18 protein-coding genes are annotated in these 20,921 nt (G+C 35.9%); all 18 read right to left on the reverse strand.

The window, feature by feature from the left end; translation table 11 throughout:
- Positions 1-250: 250 nt before the first annotated feature.
- On the reverse strand, positions 251-1,723 hold the full coding sequence (locus tag ACFPZG_RS01400) for a lipopolysaccharide biosynthesis protein (protein WP_283732987.1): 1,473 nt from the start codon (positions 1,721-1,723) through the stop codon (positions 251-253).
- 285 nt (positions 1,724-2,008) lie between these two features.
- On the reverse strand, positions 2,009-2,920 hold the full coding sequence (locus tag ACFPZG_RS01405) for an ATP-grasp fold amidoligase family protein (protein WP_283732988.1): 912 nt from the start codon (positions 2,918-2,920) through the stop codon (positions 2,009-2,011).
- 184 nt (positions 2,921-3,104) lie between these two features.
- Positions 3,105-4,151: an EpsG family protein gene (locus ACFPZG_RS01410; RefSeq protein WP_381426383.1), complete on the reverse strand. Its 1,047-nt coding sequence runs from the start codon at positions 4,149-4,151 to the stop codon at positions 3,105-3,107.
- Positions 4,152-4,335: 184 nt separating this feature from the next.
- Positions 4,336-5,412: a glycosyltransferase gene (locus tag ACFPZG_RS01415; protein WP_317940358.1), complete on the reverse strand. Its 1,077-nt coding sequence runs from the start codon at positions 5,410-5,412 to the stop codon at positions 4,336-4,338.
- A 33-nt stretch (positions 5,413-5,445) separates the two neighbouring features.
- Positions 5,446-6,579 carry a glycosyltransferase gene (locus ACFPZG_RS01420; protein WP_283732991.1) on the reverse strand — a complete coding sequence of 378 codons (1,134 nt, stop codon included), beginning with the start codon at positions 6,577-6,579 and terminating at the stop codon, positions 5,446-5,448.
- A 20-nt stretch (positions 6,580-6,599) separates the two neighbouring features.
- A complete protein-coding gene (locus ACFPZG_RS01425; RefSeq protein WP_317940359.1) occupies positions 6,600-7,493 on the reverse strand; it encodes an ATP-grasp fold amidoligase family protein in 894 nt (297 codons plus the stop codon).
- 102 nt (positions 7,494-7,595) lie between these two features.
- Positions 7,596-8,702: a sugar-transfer associated ATP-grasp domain-containing protein gene (locus ACFPZG_RS01430; RefSeq protein ID WP_317940360.1), complete on the reverse strand. Its 1,107-nt coding sequence runs from the start codon at positions 8,700-8,702 to the stop codon at positions 7,596-7,598.
- Positions 8,703-8,862: 160 nt separating this feature from the next.
- Positions 8,863-9,699, reverse strand: a complete 837-nt coding sequence (locus ACFPZG_RS01435; protein ID WP_317940361.1) for a glycosyltransferase — start codon at positions 9,697-9,699, stop codon at positions 8,863-8,865.
- On the reverse strand, positions 9,696-10,559 hold the full coding sequence (locus ACFPZG_RS01440) for an NAD-dependent epimerase/dehydratase family protein (RefSeq protein WP_283732995.1): 864 nt from the start codon (positions 10,557-10,559) through the stop codon (positions 9,696-9,698). The genes ACFPZG_RS01435 and ACFPZG_RS01440 overlap by 4 nt, the downstream gene beginning before the upstream one ends.
- Positions 10,556-11,200 carry a sugar transferase gene (locus tag ACFPZG_RS01445; protein ID WP_283732996.1) on the reverse strand — a complete coding sequence of 215 codons (645 nt, stop codon included), beginning with the start codon at positions 11,198-11,200 and terminating at the stop codon, positions 10,556-10,558. The genes ACFPZG_RS01440 and ACFPZG_RS01445 overlap by 4 nt, the downstream gene beginning before the upstream one ends.
- A 144-nt stretch (positions 11,201-11,344) precedes the next feature.
- Positions 11,345-12,229: a UTP--glucose-1-phosphate uridylyltransferase GalU gene (gene galU / locus ACFPZG_RS01450; protein WP_317940362.1), complete on the reverse strand. Its 885-nt coding sequence runs from the start codon at positions 12,227-12,229 to the stop codon at positions 11,345-11,347.
- Positions 12,230-12,242: 13 nt separating this feature from the next.
- On the reverse strand, positions 12,243-13,961 hold the full coding sequence (locus tag ACFPZG_RS01455) for a phospho-sugar mutase (protein ID WP_317940363.1): 1,719 nt from the start codon (positions 13,959-13,961) through the stop codon (positions 12,243-12,245).
- Positions 13,962-14,005: 44 nt separating this feature from the next.
- The gene (locus ACFPZG_RS01460; protein WP_317940364.1) at positions 14,006-15,364 is read right to left on the reverse strand and encodes a glucose-6-phosphate isomerase; all 1,359 of its coding nucleotides are present in this window, start codon (positions 15,362-15,364) and stop codon (positions 14,006-14,008) included.
- A 34-nt stretch (positions 15,365-15,398) separates the two neighbouring features.
- The gene (locus ACFPZG_RS01465; protein WP_317940424.1) at positions 15,399-17,237 is read right to left on the reverse strand and encodes a polysaccharide biosynthesis protein; all 1,839 of its coding nucleotides are present in this window, start codon (positions 17,235-17,237) and stop codon (positions 15,399-15,401) included.
- A 166-nt stretch (positions 17,238-17,403) separates the two neighbouring features.
- Entirely contained in the window at positions 17,404-18,168 is a 765-nt protein-coding gene (locus tag ACFPZG_RS01470; protein WP_283734705.1) for a tyrosine-protein phosphatase, read from the reverse strand.
- A 59-nt stretch (positions 18,169-18,227) separates the two neighbouring features.
- Positions 18,228-18,935 carry a CpsD/CapB family tyrosine-protein kinase gene (locus ACFPZG_RS01475; protein ID WP_283732997.1) on the reverse strand — a complete coding sequence of 236 codons (708 nt, stop codon included), beginning with the start codon at positions 18,933-18,935 and terminating at the stop codon, positions 18,228-18,230.
- Positions 18,925-19,668 (reverse strand): YveK family protein, encoded by a 744-nt coding sequence (locus ACFPZG_RS01480; RefSeq protein WP_283732998.1) that lies wholly within the window; start codon positions 19,666-19,668, stop codon positions 18,925-18,927. The genes ACFPZG_RS01475 and ACFPZG_RS01480 overlap by 11 nt, the downstream gene beginning before the upstream one ends.
- 115 nt (positions 19,669-19,783) lie before the next feature.
- Positions 19,784-20,554, reverse strand: a complete 771-nt coding sequence (locus ACFPZG_RS01485; RefSeq protein WP_283732999.1) for a hypothetical protein — start codon at positions 20,552-20,554, stop codon at positions 19,784-19,786.
- Between the last annotated feature and the right edge of the window lie 367 nt (positions 20,555-20,921).

Raw genomic sequence — 20,921 nt, forward strand, 5'->3', positions numbered from 1 at the left:
GAATAGGTAAACATTTCAAACGTTCCATGCACAAAATGGAGATTGAGAAAATCAATAGATATTATGGCCATTCAAATTTCCTTAGCCTTATGATCGGTGAGTGTAATGATTAGATTATTTTTTCCTATTCATCTAATATTAAAAGCATAAAAAAATCAAAAACTAATGATAAAACCAATAGTATCAACGTATTATATAAAACACTAAAAACACTTTAAATAAAAATGTATAATATTAATATTAAAAATAATTAACTAGACTTCCTAAATCGAGACGGGAATAACTTATTCATAACTACATTTATTTCCTTTCGTGTAACTGGGTATATGTATAGTATTCCAAAGTAAAAAAATATACAAAAAGAAATTGATAAAGAGTCCCACACTACACTGTCATTCAATTGCTTTAGAATATAACCAAATACACCCATAAGTAGTGCAGCGGTCGCGGTCGGAAGTATATTTGTAATAGATTTAAATATCGGAAACTTTATAACGAAATACATTAATAGAAAATCAACTAAAACCCCCTGCAATCTTACCCAAGAACGTGCATAAACCAACGCCCAAAATCCGAATTTCGAACTAATAATACAGACTGGAACTAAAACTATTAAATGCAGCATTTGAGCTAAAAAAGATAACCTTGGTTTTCCTTTTGCTCTAAACACCTCACTACAAAAATGACTTAACACAATAACAATTGCACTGGTCAATGCCCATATACCTATTACTCTCCCTGCCTCTGTCCATTGACTTCCCAATAAAATTCGAGTTGCTAAATCACTAAATAAAAATACACCAACCCCCATCGGGAAAACTAAAATAGATACCAACCTTTGCATTTGGAAAAATGTCTTGTTAAACTCTTCGTTATTATTTTGCAACCGGGATAGTGTAGAAAACAAAACCGGTACTATCGAAGCTGTAACGGTGGCCATAAGGGCATTAACCATTGTTGTTGAAGTTTTATATATTCCCAGGTAATGTTCACTTAAAGCACTAGCTATAATAAAGGTATCAATCCAAATTGTTAGCCAAATGGAGATCGCTTCAATAAGTGACCATATACTAAATGACAACATTTCTTTCAAGATCTTAAGCCTGAAAAATAATTTCGGTTTCCACTTGGACTTAATTGTTAAAAATATTGCATTTGATAAAGTCATAAAAATGTTGCCGATAATCAAAGACCAGTAACTAAAACCCAAAAGCGCAAGTGGAATAGTAATCAAAACGGGTATGAAGATAGAAATTACTCTTACTAAAAAAAGGGTCTTAAAATCAAATTCGCGTCTATAAAGAGCCATCTGTATACTTGAAAATGCAGTTATTGGCAATTGTAAGCAAGAAACTGAAATCACAATTCCTAAACCTGGATTGCCAATTAGGATAGCAATCCGCTCACTAAAGGAAACGATAATACCCCATATTAAAAAAGATAAAAATAGATTGGTTAAAAAAGCCACATTTGCATTTTTATACTTTTCTTTATTATCTCTAAACTCATGTTGAACTAAGTATTTTTGAAAACCTGCATCTGTAAACATATCCGCAAAGCTTGTAATCATAGTAACAGTTGCAACAATACCAAAAGCCTCCGGTGCAAGTATTCTGGCTAATACCATATTTGTAAAGGGTGCAATTATTTTTACAGTAATTTCTGTAATTGAAGACCATTTTGCCGCATTCAACATTTTATTTTTCAGGATTGCATTATTCAAAGTCAAAACTCCATCAAATTTATATTATTTTTCTATAAGTCAAATAAAACGGTCCCGCTATCGCTCGTATTCCAAGTGCAAAAAAAATTCAACGCCAACATCTTTATAGATTTTTTTTACAATTTCATAACAAGCTAAGTTAAACTGCTTTACTACCTATAGAAGTTCAATGAATAAATTCACCAAGAACTGGATAACCTTTTCGTTTTTTTGTCCTAAAGCTGATGACACTAAAAGAGGATTAAATAATCAAAATGCCTTTACCCGACAGTTAATTTACCTTTCTTATTCGGAATTCTTTCCAGGTATTTTAATCCAACTACCGAGTAAGTAATCATCTTCTTCTTTATCGAAAGGTATAAATCCAGAACCATCAAAAAATGTAATTTCGCCAAAATAAAGCCTGTCACGAACAATAAACCAATCTATTCTAACTTGATATGTGTTACTTGCTAGTCTTTCGGATAACTTTATCATTTCTTCAAACTGTTTAGGTTTTTTATGTACTTTATCTGAACATGGCATTCCTTGAGAAATTGTTGTTTTGTTCCAATTTAAATCATAAAAATCCTGCTTATGATTTTCATGCCTATCGGTGTGCAGTTGGACAAGCTTAGCCTTACCATTAAAACATATTACTTTATAATCATCAGGTGCTATATCTGCATCTGCAATATAACTCTCACAAACTATTCTTGGTTTCACATTCTTATAAGGCCACTCCCTGGTATGATAATAGTAGTTTCTTTTAAGTGCTTTATTAATTCTAAGTTTTACCTTCTCAATATTGAAATTACTTTTATTAGTGCAAATAAAGACGCTACCGGAGTCGTGAGTACATTTCAGCACAAATTCATTAGGTAATTCCGAAAACTCGATATCGTCAAAGTTATCCCAAATCCCTATCAATGGAATTAGATATTTTTCACCTATTTTTTCAGAGATATATTCTCTGACTTCAAATTTATCCACTAACTTTGTATAATGCGGTTTCCTATCATTAAGTTTTAACCATTGCAGTTTTTCATTGAATGTCTTCGGATCATCAATATTCAATCTCTTACCAACTCTTGCGCGATATAATAATTTAATATATATTTTTTCTGGAACCCATTTAAAATCATTCTTCGATGCTATATAAGGAATTATCAAAAAGGGATTTGAAATCACCTTTTTAACTTTCTCATAAAACTCCATTTATATTCTCCTTGTTTCTTTAATATAGTGCTAACTAACAAACTATTAGTAGTCTATTTTATGAGGCATTTGAACTACACCAGCTTTATCAAATGGACTGTTCAACGTCAAACGCTTTGCTTTACTTAACGACTTTTCACTGTTTATTTACACAGCAAATCCCATCACATATCTACCGATCCTTTTAACGACTCATTATTTGATAAGGTACAACAGAGCCAACATCTGTAGTTAAAATTATTAAATAATAAAACATCGCTCCTAAAAGTACAATATAAATACCTACTGATCTATCCATTTTCGGTTTAATCGTATATATAATATTTGGTATTAATATTATACAGTGTATCGTGAAGTAAATCATCGCCCTGCCTGCTAAATTAAAATCTAAAGCTAATATATTTAATAAAATAGAAACAATTAAAATATGGATATATAAATCGTAATCTTCACCATTTCTAATGGCTGAACGCCTATAAAGCAGTGCAGCAATTGCAATTAGAGAAAGCATTAAAAGCATTCCTGTTCCACTTCCATTTCCCACCCTACCAACGTAAAGATGGTATCCAAATATCCCCATAAGGAAATAAATAATTTTGGTTGAAAACAAATTTACTGCAACACCAATACAAATTACTAAAGTAATATAGAACTTGTTTATTTTCATTTTAAATAAAGGGTAAATAATCAAAAAAGAAAGTGCGGATATATGAAAAAAAGATGCTATCAGAATATGAATAACAAATTTAATCAAATCCCTACTTTTTATATACTTTATTGAGGGGAGTATTAATGCAATTGCAATAAACTGTCTAAGAGTATTTAAGGACATACCCCAAAAACCAAAAGCAATAAATATAACAAAGCTTAACCATACTATTTTTGAGTTTTTATATATGTATTTCGAAATACTTAAAATGATAATTGAACTAGTGACCGCTAAAAAAAAACTTTCGTTTTCCCATACGATTCCTATTAATTTATTTAAAATTATAAACCCAATTTCAAAATCAACTATATCAGAAAGTTGAAATATCCTTTCCCAAGCTGTCTGTGCTATTATATGAAACCTATTTACATAAACTGCAGTATCCGCCCCAACATTTAAATCCCTTAATAAGGACAATAAAATTAATTGAGTAGAGATTAATATTATAAAAATAAGATCTTTGTTTTTTTTAATTGTAGTAGTTATAAATAGAGCCCACAAAAAAATCATGACTAAATTCAATATATATATAAACATAATAATCTCTTTCTCCTATGCACTGCAGATTATCGAATTAAGTATATCACTAGAAAAAACGGTCTTCTCTTTAGGGCCAACTTTTTATATATTATATTATTACAGTTATAAACGCATATTCATTATTAAGGAATAATTAAATAACACTGAATGTTTTAACCTTAAATAGTTATACATTTTTCAAATTATAAAGAAGGTCTTCATATTGCATTAATATACTTTTAACGCCAAATACATTTTCAAGTTCAGTTACTTTTATTTTATTTTGATTAAACCAGCTGTTGTCCCATGTTAGTTCTTCAACAACACCTTGAATATTACCTGTTAACTCCATAATTTCTTTAGTTCCTCCAGGATGACTTGTGCTAACCACAGGACAACCACAAGCAATTGCTTCCAATACTACGTTCGGAAGACCTTCATACCTCGATGGTAGTAAAAAAAGATCAGCGTTTTTCATCCAAATGAACGGGTTTGCTTGGCGGCCAACAAAATTAACATAATTAGTAATACCCAGGTTTTCCGATAACTTAACATAATCCCTGAAGTACTTTCCATTTCCCAATATCCAAATCTTAACATTCTTTAATTTATTTTTGTTTTTTGCAACTGAGTTTAATAGGATATCAATACCTTTTTGAGGCATCATCTTTCCAACAACAACAACATTCTTGTAGCCTTCCTTACCAAAAGGAGATGGGTCTTGCATGCTCATTTGTCTTACCATTTCGATATCGACGGGATTGTAAATCCTGATTAACTTACTCTCATCAAAACCGAATTCATTTTTGAAATCCTCGACCATATAATCTGATTGACATATAATTTTGTCCACTTTTTTAAAGATTGTATTATAAACAATCTTCCATACAAGGGGGTATTTGCTTTCGGAGATCGATTCACTCGGCGTATTGTTTTCTCTAATAACGAGTTTGGTTTTTCTTGGTAAAAATGTTTTAAAAAGTGCGATTAGGGCTGAAAAACCGCGAATCGACGAGAAAACAATGTCAGGTTTAATTCTTCTTATTTCTAAGTATAAAGATGGTATAGCATATCTCACCTGTGATACAGGTAACTTTATTAGATTAACATCTACTGGTAAGTCAGTTTGGTAATCTCCACCATCATGAACAATTATTAAATGAACTTTGAACTTTTTTTTATCAATGTGACGGACAAGTGTAGAAATAACCCTTTCCGCTCCACCACCACCTAATTTTGGTATTACAAATACTATAGTCTTCAAATTAATCCACCAACCTATATATGATAAACAGTATTACACTTTATTTTCCATAAGTAATTCATCAAAAATATGTATCCACATGTCGACTATTTTATCAGCTGAAAGGACATCCAGAATTTCGCGGTTTTTCCTACTCATGCTATTACGCAAATTATTATCTGACAAAATTCTTCTAATAGCGTTTCTCATGTGTTCTTTGTCATCAACTGGAACTAAGATGCCATTTTCTTCTTTTATCAGTTCTCGTGCAATACCTGTAGAAAAGTCCGTTGAAATAACCGGAACCCCTGAGGACATAGCTTCGACCAATGCATTAGGAAATCCTTCGTAATTCGATGGCATAACAAATAACTCAGCATCATAAACGTATTTCATTACATCCTTTTTAAGCCCCATTAAAAAGGCACGATTTCGTAATCCTAAAAGATTGATTTTCTCTTGCAACTCATTTCTAAGGTACCCATCCCCGTATATCTCTAATACATGTTCCGGAAATTCATCCTTCAAATCATTAAAACTTTCAATCAATAGCGAGAAGTTCTTTTCTGGAAATAACCGGCCAACACCTATAATGGCTTTTCTTCGAACTATTGGATCATCACGGACTATACATCCTAAATTGATTGGATTGGGTATAACCCGCATTTTTTTATTAGCATATTTCGGGAAAAATTCGGTAACCTTTTTACTTTGACACACTATACAATTTGCGGTCGGATATAAATATTTAGTGACCATTCGTAAAGGGAGTTTTCTTACCTTTGGCTCAGTACGTTCCGATATGATAAGGGGAATCCGTGGATTGAACAAATGTGCCATTAAGGCTATTATGTTTGTATGCGTTAAAAAGGATAATATTATATCTGGCTTCCATTCTTTTATGTAATTTTTTACAAAGAACAAACTTTTAACCCCATAACCAGCAATATTTAAAAACGCATATAATTTGTTGCTACGGTTTATTTTGTACCCTGCCCCAATTATTTTCACTTTTGGATCTAATTGATAAAAAGATTCATTTGATGTAAGAGTAAGAATAACAATGTCATAACCTCTTTGGCTAAGTTCATTTGCCAATGTTGCTAAAACACGTTCAGCCCCTCCACCTCCCATTCTCGGAACCAACAGTAAACACTTTAAATTTCGATTTACCCTTTCACCATTCATATCTTTACATCACCTTCTTATTAATTTGTTATAGGTGGAAGATTAAACGATTTACCCAATTCATAATCAAACTTGTCTGGTGTAAATTGAACACATCCACTCCACGGGTAAAACGTAATTTCCCCTATATATACTTTACCATTTACACTATAAAAATCTACTCTAACAAATGGGAAATCAGCTGCGAAACACTCTGCTATTTCTATCATCTTTTCAAACCCATATGGTTTCGATATTGTATTTTCAGTTGTTGGACAATCACTTACAACTTGTAGTTGATTCCACTCCAAATCATAAAAATTCCTTCTATGATCAACATGTCTTGTAGTATCCACCCATGCTAGTTTAGCTTTCTTATTAAAGCAAAGGATTTTATAATCATTTAAACTACCGTCTTCGTTGTCATTAGAATCAAGCAATTCTTCAATAACAATCTTCTGTGGAATATCCTTATAGGCCCATTCCCTTCCTATACTTAATGTGTTAACCTTTGACCAAGAATTTATTGTATTCTTAATGAATGAAATATCCATGTTTGATTTATCTTCAATAAATATATTAGTCCCCGACCCATTATTACACTTTATTGCAAAACTCTCAGGCAAACTCATAAATTCAATCTCTTCAAACTTATCGCAAACTTGATACAATGTAGGAAGATATTCAGAAAAACCTTTTTGTAAGACATAGTCTCTCATCCTATATTTGTCTGCACACTGTGTCATTAGCGGGATTCGGTAATTCATTTTATACCACTGTATCTTCTCCGTGAATCGTTCTGGATTCTTTATATTTAACCTTCTGCCAAGTGCCACCCGATATTGAAGTTTGAGTACTATCTCATCAGGTAATAGATCAAGGATTCCGTATATCCTTCTTAAAAAAGAAGGCTTAATATATTTTTTTAAACTCATTTTATACCCCTCAGTAATTTTATTAAGCGGACAACATTCGTTCGAGTTCTGTTGGATATCTTCTATGTTGTACTTTTCAATAAGTAATTACTTTAAAAGCAATTATTTTTTTGAAATTATTTCAATTATTTTTTCTGTGTTTTTGCCAAAGAAACTTTCGCCATTTACCATTTGAGGGAACCAAATACTCTGGGATCTTAAATTCACTTCAATTAATATAATTTCTGAACTTTCATTCACCATAAAGTCCCAAGAAATCATTTTAATATGCGGAATCCTAGAATGACTTTCCTTTGCTACCTTAATGATATCCTTGACATATGGGATAACATATCCTTCAAATTTAATCCCACTATCCGGATGCTGACGGAATCTTTCCTGCATCTCGCTATATGCTTCTTTATTTAATATACCCTTGTCATTAAAACCAATTACTATTCCACCTGCATGAATATTGTCAACTTCATTACCGGATCTTCCAATTCTCATGGACAAAGGAGCATTGTAAATAACTCCATCCAGTATATAAGTAATTACACGAATTGTGTTAATAGACTTGTCGTAAAGTGAGGCATATTTTGGATGGGCTTTCATACGCTCTTGAATTATATAATTCGTTTTGAATTTATCCATTATCTGTTCAAGAGTCTTACCTGATATTAAATCTACTCCATTAACAATATCTAACATAGCAACTCCCCGACCAGAATTGGAACCAATTGTGGCTTTAATTACTACTTTACCAATATTCCGGAGACTTTCAATTATGTCTTTTCTGTTTTTAACAATCCGTTTACTATCATAAAAAACTCCACTACTATTAACAACAAATGTTTTTGGGACTTTAATCGAGCTTTCAAAAAAAAGTATTTCTGTCAATGCTTTATCTTCCAATACTTTAGCCAAATGTGGTGGACTAAAAAGAGGTTCTAACTTTGTGGAATAAATTATCTCTGGGAAATAGTATTTATTATATACCCCTGCATAGCTTTGATAAAGCCTATGCCATTTTTTAGAAACCTTTTTACCGTATATACGTTTCCAAACCTTATCAATCGCATTTTTCTGTTCATGGGTTAATTGTACTTGTGAATACAACTTCCTTTTCTTATAAATATTGATCCATTCAAGAATCCATGTCTTAAAAACATCAATCTTCAAAATCCACCTTTCTAAGTGGATAATAAATTCCCTATAGGATTTCCTCATAATAATCTCCTCTAATATAAAAGGTGAGTTTGAATTCATATAAAAAAACAAGCTTTAATAGTTGATAGGACTTAAGAAAAATCGCCTACTTTGGATAAACTGTTCCCCAATGTTCCTTTTCATTGTTCTTGTCAAATAAAAAAATGTTTATAGTTGATAGTTATTTACTATATTCTTTTCTCAAATATTTATTAGAAAGAATTTTCAAAAACCACATTGGTGATAGGTACATTATAAATTGACCAATTACCACATAAATTAAATCAAATAAAGTGCAATGTCCTCTTTTCCATATTGCGTATTCAACTTCAATATAACTTTTACAATAAGACCAACTTTTTCTTCTTTTAAAATTACCCTCATTCGATCTAAAAAGCAGAAGTGGAATATCAATATTCGCACTTTTACAATCATTGTTTATCATTCTGGAAAACAAGTCCAAATCTTGTTTTCTTCTAAAATTTCCATAACCACCACAACGAATTACTTCAGATTTTTTAAACATAACTGTTGGGTGGTTAAATGGGCTTCTTCTTTTTATAAATTTCACAATATCATCATGCGTTGTTGGCACAACTCTTGAAGATACAATATTATCTGGTGAATCATGGAATTCATCTATTATTGTACCAACAATACTTAACTTTGGATCGCTCATAAATAGTTCAACTTGAGTCATACATCTTGCTGGCAGAGATATATCATCACTATCCATACGGGCCACTAATTCATTTTTACAATACTTCAATCCTTCATCTAATGCCCGCCCTAAGCCTATATTCTTCTCAAGTGACACTATATTAAATAAGTCTGGTTCCCTTTCATTATATTCATTAATGATTTCATCTAAATCCTTAGTTAATTTACCGTCCTTGACAATAACGAAGTCGTTTGGCTTAAGTGTTTGTTTTATCATACTGTCTATACTCGCTTTTAAAAAAGAAGGGTTTTCTTTATGATAAACTGACATTAATACACTATATTTTCTATCCATCATTGGTCACTACCTTCTGTCAGTTTTATTGATTCACTTAAACTCCTAATTTGGTAGTTTTCTTTATAACTACTCATACTTTTGTCGTATACTAAATTACCAAATACTTTATTAATAATATTTGACTTCTTCATGATTACTCTAATAATTGGATTTATTTTTTTTGTAAACTTAACTTTCCTCCCGTGAAACATAGCTATCATTTTAACCATTTCACTAGTTTTTACATATTCACTGTTTTGCGGGAAAAAAAATCCGTTTTCTTCATTCTCAATCATAAGCTTCATAAATTCACAAAGATTGTCTATATGTAACATACTACGTTGATTTTCGAAAATCGGGAAAACTGGAAACCTTTTAGCAACCATTGCTAATTTGGGATAATTGCCTTTAGATTCCTTGCCATAAATCATCGGTGGTCTTATAATAACAACCTTAAAATTATAATCATTTAAAGTTACAATTTCTTGTTCTGCCTGCAACTTACTATAGCCGTAAAAGTTACTAGGTGTAGGTACAGTATCCTTAGTTATTACACCGTTAGATATATTTTCACCATACACAATAATGCTACTTAAGAATAAAAAGTGCTTTACGCCTTCACTTTTTGCTTTCCTTGCAACTTCTATAGTTAAATCACGGTTTACTTTATAATACTTTTCTTCCAAATTTGGATCTGTGGATACATGGGCGATTCCGGCAACATGAACAACAACATCATATAGGGAAAAATCCGTATTCATCCAATCATCTTCACGCATACTAATTTTATCAATGGAATACTTCTTGGGATCATTCAACAACCATTTTTCTAATGAATTACCTACGTAGCTGTTTTTCCCAGTAATCAGTACTTTTTTCATTTTGAGAAATTCTCTCCAGTCACTGAACCTACAGAAGATCTTGTTTTTCCAATCGCACCTGTCCCACCTTCTAAAACACCTTTACTTTTAAACACACTAATTATTGTGGCGAAGAAGCATTTTATATCCATCCACGGGCCCATCTTTTCGACGTATTCACCATCGAATTTAGATTTTATTTCAATTGGAACTTCATCTCTACCATTTATTTGAGCCCACCCTGTTAAGCCCGGCCTTATAGCATTTGCATGATATTTCTCTCTTTCCGCTATTAAATCATATTGGTTCCACAATGCAGGTCTTGGACCGATAATACTCATTTGACCGACAAGTATGTTCCAAATCTGTGGGAGTTCATCAAGTGAAGTCTTCCTTAAGAATTTTCCCATTCTAGTAATATACTGTTCAGGTTTGTCTAATAAATGGGTCGGAGTATCAATCGGTGCATCTATTTTCATAGTTCGGAATTTTAATATATAGAAATGTGTCTTGTTTATTCCAACTCGCTTTTGTTTAAATAGAACTGGCCCTTTTGAATCAATCTTAATAGCAATAATTAGGATTACTAAAATAGGCGATAAGACAATAAGCCCAACTAAAGAAAGAATAATGTCAATCAATCTTTTAACCTTCATAAACATAATACGGATTCACTCCTCAAAACATGTTCTTTAGTAGTTTAGGTGACTTAATTGAAACATTTATATTGTAGGTGAAGCACTGTGCAACCTATGTCAGAAAGTTGAAATTTCCCGATGAAAAGACTACGTGGTTTATTGGAAAAATTAATTTCCCACTTTACTCTTTTCCACTATCTCAGCCATATACTCCAACAATTGAGCACTAATGTCCTTATTCTGCAAAGCAAACTCAATCGTCGTTGTAATAAACCCTAATTTCTCCCCAACATCATACCGCTTACCCTCAAAATCGTAAGCAAACACCCGTTGAATCTGATTCAACTGCTGAATGGCATCAGTTAACTGGATCTCACCACCTGCGCCCTTTTCCTGCTTTTCTAATAGCATAAAGATTTCCGGAGTTAACACATACCTGCCCATAATCGCAAGATTAGAGGGCGCTGTTCCCAATGCCGGCTTCTCAACAAAGTTCTCCACGGCATACCTTCTACCAATTTGAGCCGAAGGTTCAACAATCCCATACCTATCCGTCTCGTCATCCGCAACAGTCTGCACACCAATTACCGAAGCATGAGTCTCATCATACTGCTCAATCAACTGCTTCAATCCAGGTGTTTCACTTTGTACAATATCATCACCAAGCAAAACAGCAAAAGGCTCATCACCAATGAACTTCCGCGCACACCAAACTGCATGTCCAAGTCCTTTTGGCTCCTTCTGACGAATATAATGGATATCTACATTCGAAGACTGTCTAACCTTCTCCAAAATATCATATTTCTCTTTTTGTATTAGATTTTCTTCCAACTCAAAATTATTATCAAAATGATCCTCAATCGCTCTTTTACCTTTTCCAGTAACAATAATTATATCTTCTATACCTGATGCAATCGCCTCTTCGACAATATATTGAATGGTTGGCTTATCAACAATCGGCAACATTTCTTTTGGCATCGCCTTAGTAACCGGTAAAAAACGTGTCCCTAATCCAGCTGCCGGTATAATAGCTTTACGCACCTTTTTATACATATTTACTTCCTCCTTATGATTTAACTCCATGCAGGACAACGTCCTGCAATGCAGCGAGTTTTATATTAGCATCTTCCACACTTTCACCCTTCACCGCAAAATAAAACTTACATTTTGGTTCGGTGCCAGAAGGGCGAATACAAACCCATGATCCATCTTCAAGTTTATACTTAAGCACATTAGATATCGGTAAATCTAAACTTGTTTTAGTACCTGACAATATATCCAACGATTCATTTTTCGCATAGTCCTCTACGTTTGTAACACTAATGTCATTTAATGCCGAAGGCTGTTCATTTCTGAACCCTTCCACAATCGCATCAATTTGTTCTGCTCCATCCTTACCTTCCAACGTGATAGAACATGTAATTTCTTTGTAATAACCAAACTTCTTATATAATTCCTGTAAACCATCGTATAGCGATTTGCCCTGTGACTTGTAATAAGCTGCCACTTCAGCTACAAAAACAGCTGATTGAACCGAATCTTTATCCCGAACAAAATTACCAAGCAAATATCCATAGCTCTCCTCATAACCAAAAAGGAAACTCTTCTCTTTAGTCTCTTCGAATTCATTGATCTTCTCTGCGATAAACTTAAAACCCGTAAGAGTATCTATTGTTTCCACACCAAACGATGAAGCAATCGCACGGCCTAACTCCGAAGTAACAATCGTCTTCATGACTACCCCATTCCGTGGTAGCCATCCATTCTTCTCTTTCTGCTCCAGTAAAAAGTGAAGCATCAAAGCACCAATTTGATTACCCGTCAAAACGACATACTCACCTGAATCATTTTTGACCGCGACTCCAAGTCGATCTGCATCAGGATCAGTCGCAAGCAAGACATCCGCATCCACTCGCAACCCATACTCTATAGCAATCTCAAACGCTGCGGACTCTTCCGGATTTGGTGATTTCACTGTAGAAAAATTAGGATCCGGATTTTCCTGTTCCTTTACAACAGTCACATTGGTAAAACCAAAGTTTTCAAGTCCTTCGCGTACAGGTATATTCCCAGTTCCATGCAAAGGAGTAAAAATAATCGACAAATCCCTTTCTGGCTTCTCCTCATTCAACTGAATTGCTTGCAACGCTTGCTTATATGCCATATCAATCTTTTCCCCAATATAAACAAGTATTCTATTAGCCAATAGTTCCCTTTCACCCGCAACCTCGGTAATCAGCCTGGTACCAGCGCTCTTCATAAATCCAAGAACAACATCTGCATCCTCAGGAGGCAATTGCGCACCATCCTGCCCATAAACCTTCAATCCGTTATATTCCGGTGGATTATGGCTTGCCGTAATCATAACTCCTGCAAAGGCGTACATATAACGTACCGCAAAGGAAAGTAATGGAGTAGGTCGCAAGTCCTCAAACAAATAAACTTGAATGCCTTCACCACCTACCGTCTTCGCAACTTCCAACGCAAACTCCTTCGACATATGCCTCGAATCATAAGCAATGGCAATCCCGCGCGCCATCGCTTCTTCACCTTGTTCTTTTATGTATTGAGAAAGGCCGAATGCCACCTTCCTCACCGTATAAATATTAATACGATTCGTACCAGGTCCGATAATGCCGCGCATGCCGCCTGTACCGAATTCCAGCTCCTTATAAAAACAATCTTCCAGCTGTTTTTCATCAGTCATATTATATATATCCTGTTTGACCAAATCCTCATCTGTTAGCTGTGAGAGCCATTGATCCAAACTCGTTCTCCACGTCATGCTGCGACATCCTTTCTCGAATAACTTATGTCAAATAATTATTATTAATTTCCTGCAGTTTCCAAGACCTCTGCTATTTCTTCTTTTTCATAACCAGGCTTGTCCAGTAATGTGAACATATTTCGTTTGTATAATTCCACACCTGGCTGATCAAACGGGTTGACACCAAATAGATACGCACTCATCGCACAAGCTTTTTCAAAGAAGTAAACGAGATAGCCAAATGTATAAGCATCCATTGACGGTATTTCAAAAACAAGTCCTGGGACTTCTCCATCCGCATGGGCCTCAAGCGCCCCTTCGAACGCCTTGCTGTTTACTACATCTACCGTTTTTCCTGTGAGATAGTTCAATCCATCAATATTTTCCTCATCTTCTTCAATTACGATATCATCAAGCGGATTCTTCACTTTAACAATCGTTTCAAAAAGATTACGCTGACCTTCCTGGATATACTGACCGAATGAATGCAAGTCAGTTGTAAAGTTCGCAGACGCTGGAAAAATCCCTCTACGATCCTTCCCTTCACTCTCACCAAATAGCTGCTTCCACCACTCTGCCAGATAATGCATACCCGGTTCGTACGTGACAAACATTTCTATAGCCATTCCTTTTTGGAAAAGGATGTTACGAATGACAGCATACTGATAGGCAGCATTTTCATCAAGAACCGGATTATTTAGTTCCCGTTGCGCTCGTAATGCGCCTGCCATGATTTCATTAATACTAATCCCGCTCACTGCAATCGGCAATAGACCGACCGCCGTTAAAACAGAATAACGCCCGCCAATATTATCAGGTATTACGAAAGTGTCATACCCTTCCCTGTCAGCTAACTGTTTCAATGCGCCCTTTTCCTTATCCGTTGTAGCAAAGATGCGTTTCCTCGCTTCTTCCTTGCCATATTTCTCTTCAAGGAGTTTACGGAAGATACGGAACGCAATAGCCGGCTCTGTTGTTGTTCCGGATTTCGATATAACATTGATAGAGAAATTCTTGCCTTCAAGAAGGTCCATCACATGCGTCATATAAGTTGAGCTAAGATTATGTCCAACAAAAACGATTTGTGGATTGCCTCTTTTCTCTTTCGACAACATATTATAGAAACTATGGTTCAGCATCTCGATTGCAGCCCTTGCTCCTAAGTAAGATCCGCCGATTCCAACAACTACAAGTATATCACTATTCTCTCGTATTCTTATTGCTGTTTTCTTGATATGTTCAAACTCTTCCCGTTCGTACATTTCAGGCAAGTCAATCCAACCTAAATAATTGTTGTGTTCGCTTGTTTCACTATGCATTTGGTTATGAATTGATTGAACCGAATGCTCCAAAAAAGAAACTTTATAATGCCCGAAATGCCCACTTGCCTTCGAATAATCAAATGTAATATGCGCCAACACTTCACCTCCAAGAATATTACCTATGTCTATATGATTAGTCTGTCATTCTTACCACAGTTTCAATATTTTCCTGCAAAAATTTCCGATTCGCCAACCCAACCAAGGTAGTCCTTAATTCCTCTGTATCCATACCTAACAACCTGTCCAAGACATACTCTTGCTCCAACTCAGATATCGGAGTTGCCTTCCCAACATAAATCTTCGGAAAGACATACTCACTCTGCCGTTCATTCTCATTTAACAACTCTTCAAACAATTTTTCACCAGGTCTGATACCGCTAAATTCTATTTTAATATCATTTTCGTTATAGCCCGATAGGTTAATAAGGTTTTTGGCCAAGTCAACAATCTTAACGGGTTCGCCCATATCAAGAACGAACACTTCGCCGCCGCGTGCAAGTGTCCCTGCTTGAATGACGAGTCTAGATGCTTCAGGAATGGTCATGAAGTAACGTGTCATTTCCGGATCCGTAACAGTAACCGGCCCACCAGCCGCAATTTGCTTCCTAAACAAAGGTACAACACTACCACGGGACCCTAAAACATTCCCAAACCGAACTGCCGCAAATTTCGTTTCACTGTTCTTCGCCAGATTCTGAACAATCATTTCCGCAAAACGCTTCGTCGCACCCATCACATTCGGAGGATTTACCGCTTTATCCGTCGACACTAAAACAAAATGCGGAACTCCAAACATATCCGCCGCTTCCGCAACATTCTTCGTACCAAATATATTATTCTTCACAGCTTCCATCGGATTAGCTTCCATTAACGGTACATGCTTATGAGCCGCAGCATGGTAAATTACATCCGGCTGATGCTCCGATACGATATCAAAGATCCGTTGTCGGTCTTGTACATCCGCGATAACCGGAACAATTTCAGTTTCAGACGAAACTATTTCACGAAGCTCACGTTCTATTAAGTATATCGAGTTCTCACCATGCCCTAACAAAATAAGTTTCTTCGGTGTAAACCGATTCACTTGTCGGCAAATTTCCGATCCAATCGAGCCGCCAGCTCCTGTAATCATAATCGTTTTGCCCGTCAGCTTATTCGCTATTGCTTCCATATCAAGTTGTATTTCATCTCGCCCTAACAAGTCTTCGATTCTGACGTCCTGCATATCAGTAACAGAGACCTTACCCGTCATAATGTCTTCGATGCGCGGGATTTTTTGTGTCTTTATCCCAGTATCTACACAACGTTTCAAGAGCTCTGCTTGTTCTTGTTTGTCCATTGATGGAATGGCGATAATGATTTTTTCGATACCATTGTCTTCCGCGATTGCTTGGATATATTTAGTTCCACCACTAACCTTCACACCATAAATCTCAAGTCCTTGTTTCTTCCGGTCATCATCAACGAAAATGACGGGGGTCATCCCATAATCAGGATTTTGTAGAATTTGACGTACAATCATGCTGCCGGCTTGTCCAGCCCCAACAATCATCGTTCGTTTCGCTTCTATATTCTGTTTCTGATTAACCGTATCACGGTACAGCCGCCACGACAGCCTTGAACCTCCAATCAGCAAAATATGTAACATCCAAGTGATCGCTAATGCCCTGAAGTAAATGTCTTGGGCAACAAATAATTGGACCAAAGCAACAACCATAATCGCGACTGTAACTGCCTTGAATATCAACTTCAATTCACCAATTGATGCGTATGTCCAAGCCTTCCTATACAAACCAAAAAACCAAGCAAAGAAGTGGTGTGCAATCTGTATTGCCACTACACTGATTAGCAGGACTTTATTTGCAAATAGATTGCTTGAAGGACTTAGGATAAAATACCCTATGAAAATCGAAAAAAAGACTATAAAGGAGTCCACTAAAAATAACATTGTCAACCTATTCTTAACAGATATGCGACTCACGTCCCTCTTTAGTTATTCTTATAAACTATTATTCCTTAATAATAATTACTATTATACCAGTTCCCAGCTTAAATACTATGCTTTTTTCTGACAATATACTACATTATCAACAATATTTTGAGTAATATTGACAAAAAACTCTTTCACACTCGTCTCGCTATGCCTTCATACCTATTTTCCACCAACTCTTTTTCCTAACTTCCACAAACTCAAACTGAGTCAAAGGCTTATTAGCTATGATTCTTTCGTTATTTTCCAAAAGAATATCAATCATTTCCAACTGCTTCTTCTTCTCCAGCACGCCAAGGCCTTTCTCGTATTCCAACGGTCTTGTCTCCATATTATGTACATCCGAACCATACGTATGGATGCAGTTCGCTTCTATTAGCCGTAACGAAAGATCTTGCACCCCTTTGCCGAAGTGACCTGAAAGGCTTCCTGCAGTGATTTGAGCATATGCCCCATGACGGATAAGTCTTTGAAGACGTTCCGGTTTTTCTGCGATGGCCTTGTTCCTTTCCGGGTGGGCAATAATCGGGATAATACCGATTTCGGTTAATTGTTCGATGACTTTTACCGTATAGGATGGAACTGTCTGTGACGGCAATTCAAGTAGCAAATAATTGGATTCGGCAAGCGTCAGAATTTCGCCCGCTTTATAATTTTCAATAATCGTGTCGTGCAGGCGTACTTCCTGACCTGTGTGGATTGTAATTGGAATACCTTCTTGCTTCAGCAGTTCCCTTAATATGTGCACTTGGCTTGAAGTTTCCTGCGCAGTCACATGAAAATGCGGGTTATATGTATGGGGCGTTGCTATCATTTCAGTGATTCCTTCATTTACTGCACTATGTATGATCTTCATGGAACCTTCAAGATTATCAGGGCCATCATCTACCCCGTGCAAAATATGGGTATGCATATCAATCACTGGAAATCGACCTCCAATATGGAAAAAAGAGTAGAAGGATTAATCGTCCTTTACTCTTCCGCTCCATAATAGTTGTAGTAATAATGATCCTTCGTAAGGGTGAAGTTGTTTAGCACCACACCAAGAATCGTTGTTTTCGTCAACGCCAATGCTTCTTTCGCTTTGACTATATTTTCTTTTTCAGTGGAGCCGGCACTTACTACCAAGATGATGCCGTCGCATTTCTGCCCTAAGATTTGACCATCTGTCACGGATAGAAGTGGTGGAGCATCAAAGATGACAAGGTCGTAATGTTCTTTCAGCATCTCTATCACGTTGTCCATGGATTTTGACCCTAAGAGCTCGGCAGGGTTCGGTGGGATAGAACCGCATGTAAGGATATCCAGCCCTTCTACTTCACTCTTCTTAACAGCTACTTGAAGAGTCGTATTTTTCGCCAGCAAATTCGTTAATCCAACATTATTCACTAGGGAAAAAGTATAATGAACAGTCGGCTTTCTTAAATCGGCATCGACTAACAATACTTTCTTACCGTTTTGGGCATAAACGACAGCAATGTTCGCTGCGACAGTCGATTTCCCTTCACTCGGTGCTGCGGATGTGATGAGAAGTGTTTCAAGCTCTTTATCTGGCATTGAAAAGTCGATACCTGTACGTATCGTTCTGAACTGCTCGGAGTTTACTGATCTTGGGTCATTATGTGCAATAAGGGTTCTTGCAGCTTTTTGAAGGACTTTCTTTTTACGTTTAATTAACATGTGCTTTCTCCTTCTTTCTATCTGCAAGAGGTTTTTTTGAGGTATTTTGCATAACGTCATTTGGAAACTTGCTGACGATACCTAAGATCGGCAGACCGACTAAATCTTCAATGTCCTGTTCAGTTTTAACTGTTGTATCAAGATACTCTAATAGGAATGCAATTCCTACTCCAAGCATCAATCCGACAACTGCTGCGATTGCAATGTTTAAGAGTTTCTGTGGTTTAACCGGAGACGGAAATTCTACATTGACGGCTGGTGAAAGGATATTGACATTATCGACGTTCATCAGCTTTTGGATTTCTTCTTGAAAAACTTCTGCTGTCGTATTTGCGATGTCCACTGCTCTAAAATGCTCCGTGTCTTGTACAGTCAAATTGACGACTTGCGAGTTTTGCGCACTGTTAACCGTTAATTGAGTTTTAAGTTGTGCTGGTGTAATGTCAAGATCCAAATTCTCAATCACTTTTGATAGGATTGCAGGGCTTGTGATGATCACATTGTATGTGTTTATAAGCTGAAGGTTCATTTGAATTTCTTGTGTGTTGAACTGGCTTGTTTGTTCATTTTTTTGATTGACCAAGATTTGTGTCGATGCCTGGTAGATTGGCGTCATGAAGTAATAGCTTGCGACTGCCGCGATGCCCATGGCGATGATTGTTAGAGAGATGATCAAAACGAATCTTTTCTTTAACGTTCTGAACAAATCTTGTAGGCTGATTGTCTCTTCCATGAAGGTCGGTCTCCTTTTTAATAGGTTGATAGGTAATATAGCATAACGGGAATGGCAGATTTCATTAAAAGAAAAATCCGTTCTTAGTTAGTGTAGGACGGATTTCTCTTTCTATTTATCTTCCTACCGCTTTTTTCATTAAGCTTTCTTTACGAATTTTCTTTTGTGCGTCGTATTCATTTTTAAAGCTCTTTGCGTATGACTTGTCATACCCATTTTTCTCAAGATCTTTTTCTATAGCTTTCAGAACGCCATTGAAGACGCTGTCCGTTCTGCCTTCCAGTTCTGTAGCAGCGCTCATGTACTTATTGTAGAAATAGCCATAATCGATTTTCTCGCCATTATTCTTCTTTGTCGAGTACTCGTTTTTAGCTCTTCCAATAAGCGCATTCAACTTATCTTCAGCTTGCCCTTCTAAAGCTGCGAAAGCAGGGTTATATTTTTCTTTTATGGATGCCACTGTCACTTTAGCTCCAGGCCCCGCAGTTAAAGAACCGGTATTTGGTTTGGAAGTTGAAGTCGATCCAGTGTTTGAGTTTGGCTTGTTGTTAGATGTATTAGTTGGTGTTTTGGATGATTGTCCTTTCCCGCTTACAGGGATGGATCCACCATCTTCTGATTCATCAGTCGAATCGGATGACGCTTGTCCATCTTCTTTACCGGATTCTTTATTGGAATCTTTTTGGACTATGTCTTCTCCGCTGTCATCCAAGGTAATAATTGTACCGTCTGGTAATTCGATTTCGAACGGATCTTCTATGATTTCAGCAACCGATTCGTCCGCAATATCGTATTCTTTGAATTTCATTATGTATAAAAGATAGCCCCCCACGCAAAGTGCAATGACTAAGAGTGCAGACAATGAGATAATCAGCTTTTTTTTCATAATTTACTCCTTTTCGTAAAATCCATATATCTATAAGTCTACCATGAATGAAAAAGGAAGTGAACTGGAAGTTTGATATAAAAAGTCGAATGTAGTAGAAATATAGTTTTCTATATGAATATTGTCGTGTCCAGCTACAGGCGCTAGATGCTCGGGTCATAAGTCAAAGTTGCTATGTGGCAAAAACCGCCACTCCGCATCTTCGCCTTATGCCTGTCGCATCTGAGCAAGCGCCTTTCGCTTTTCGTTTAAAACGCAAAAAAATCCGCGAAGAAGGGATCTTCACAGATTTTTTGCCGCACCATCAACCAAGGCCATTAAGATTCTATAGTGTAAAAGGAAAAACTCTACATAGATAGTGTACCAT

Origin of the sequence: Sporosarcina thermotolerans (assembly GCF_042658975.1) — a bacterium.
Taxonomy (GTDB): domain Bacteria; phylum Bacillota; class Bacilli; order Bacillales_A; family Planococcaceae; genus Sporosarcina; species Sporosarcina thermotolerans.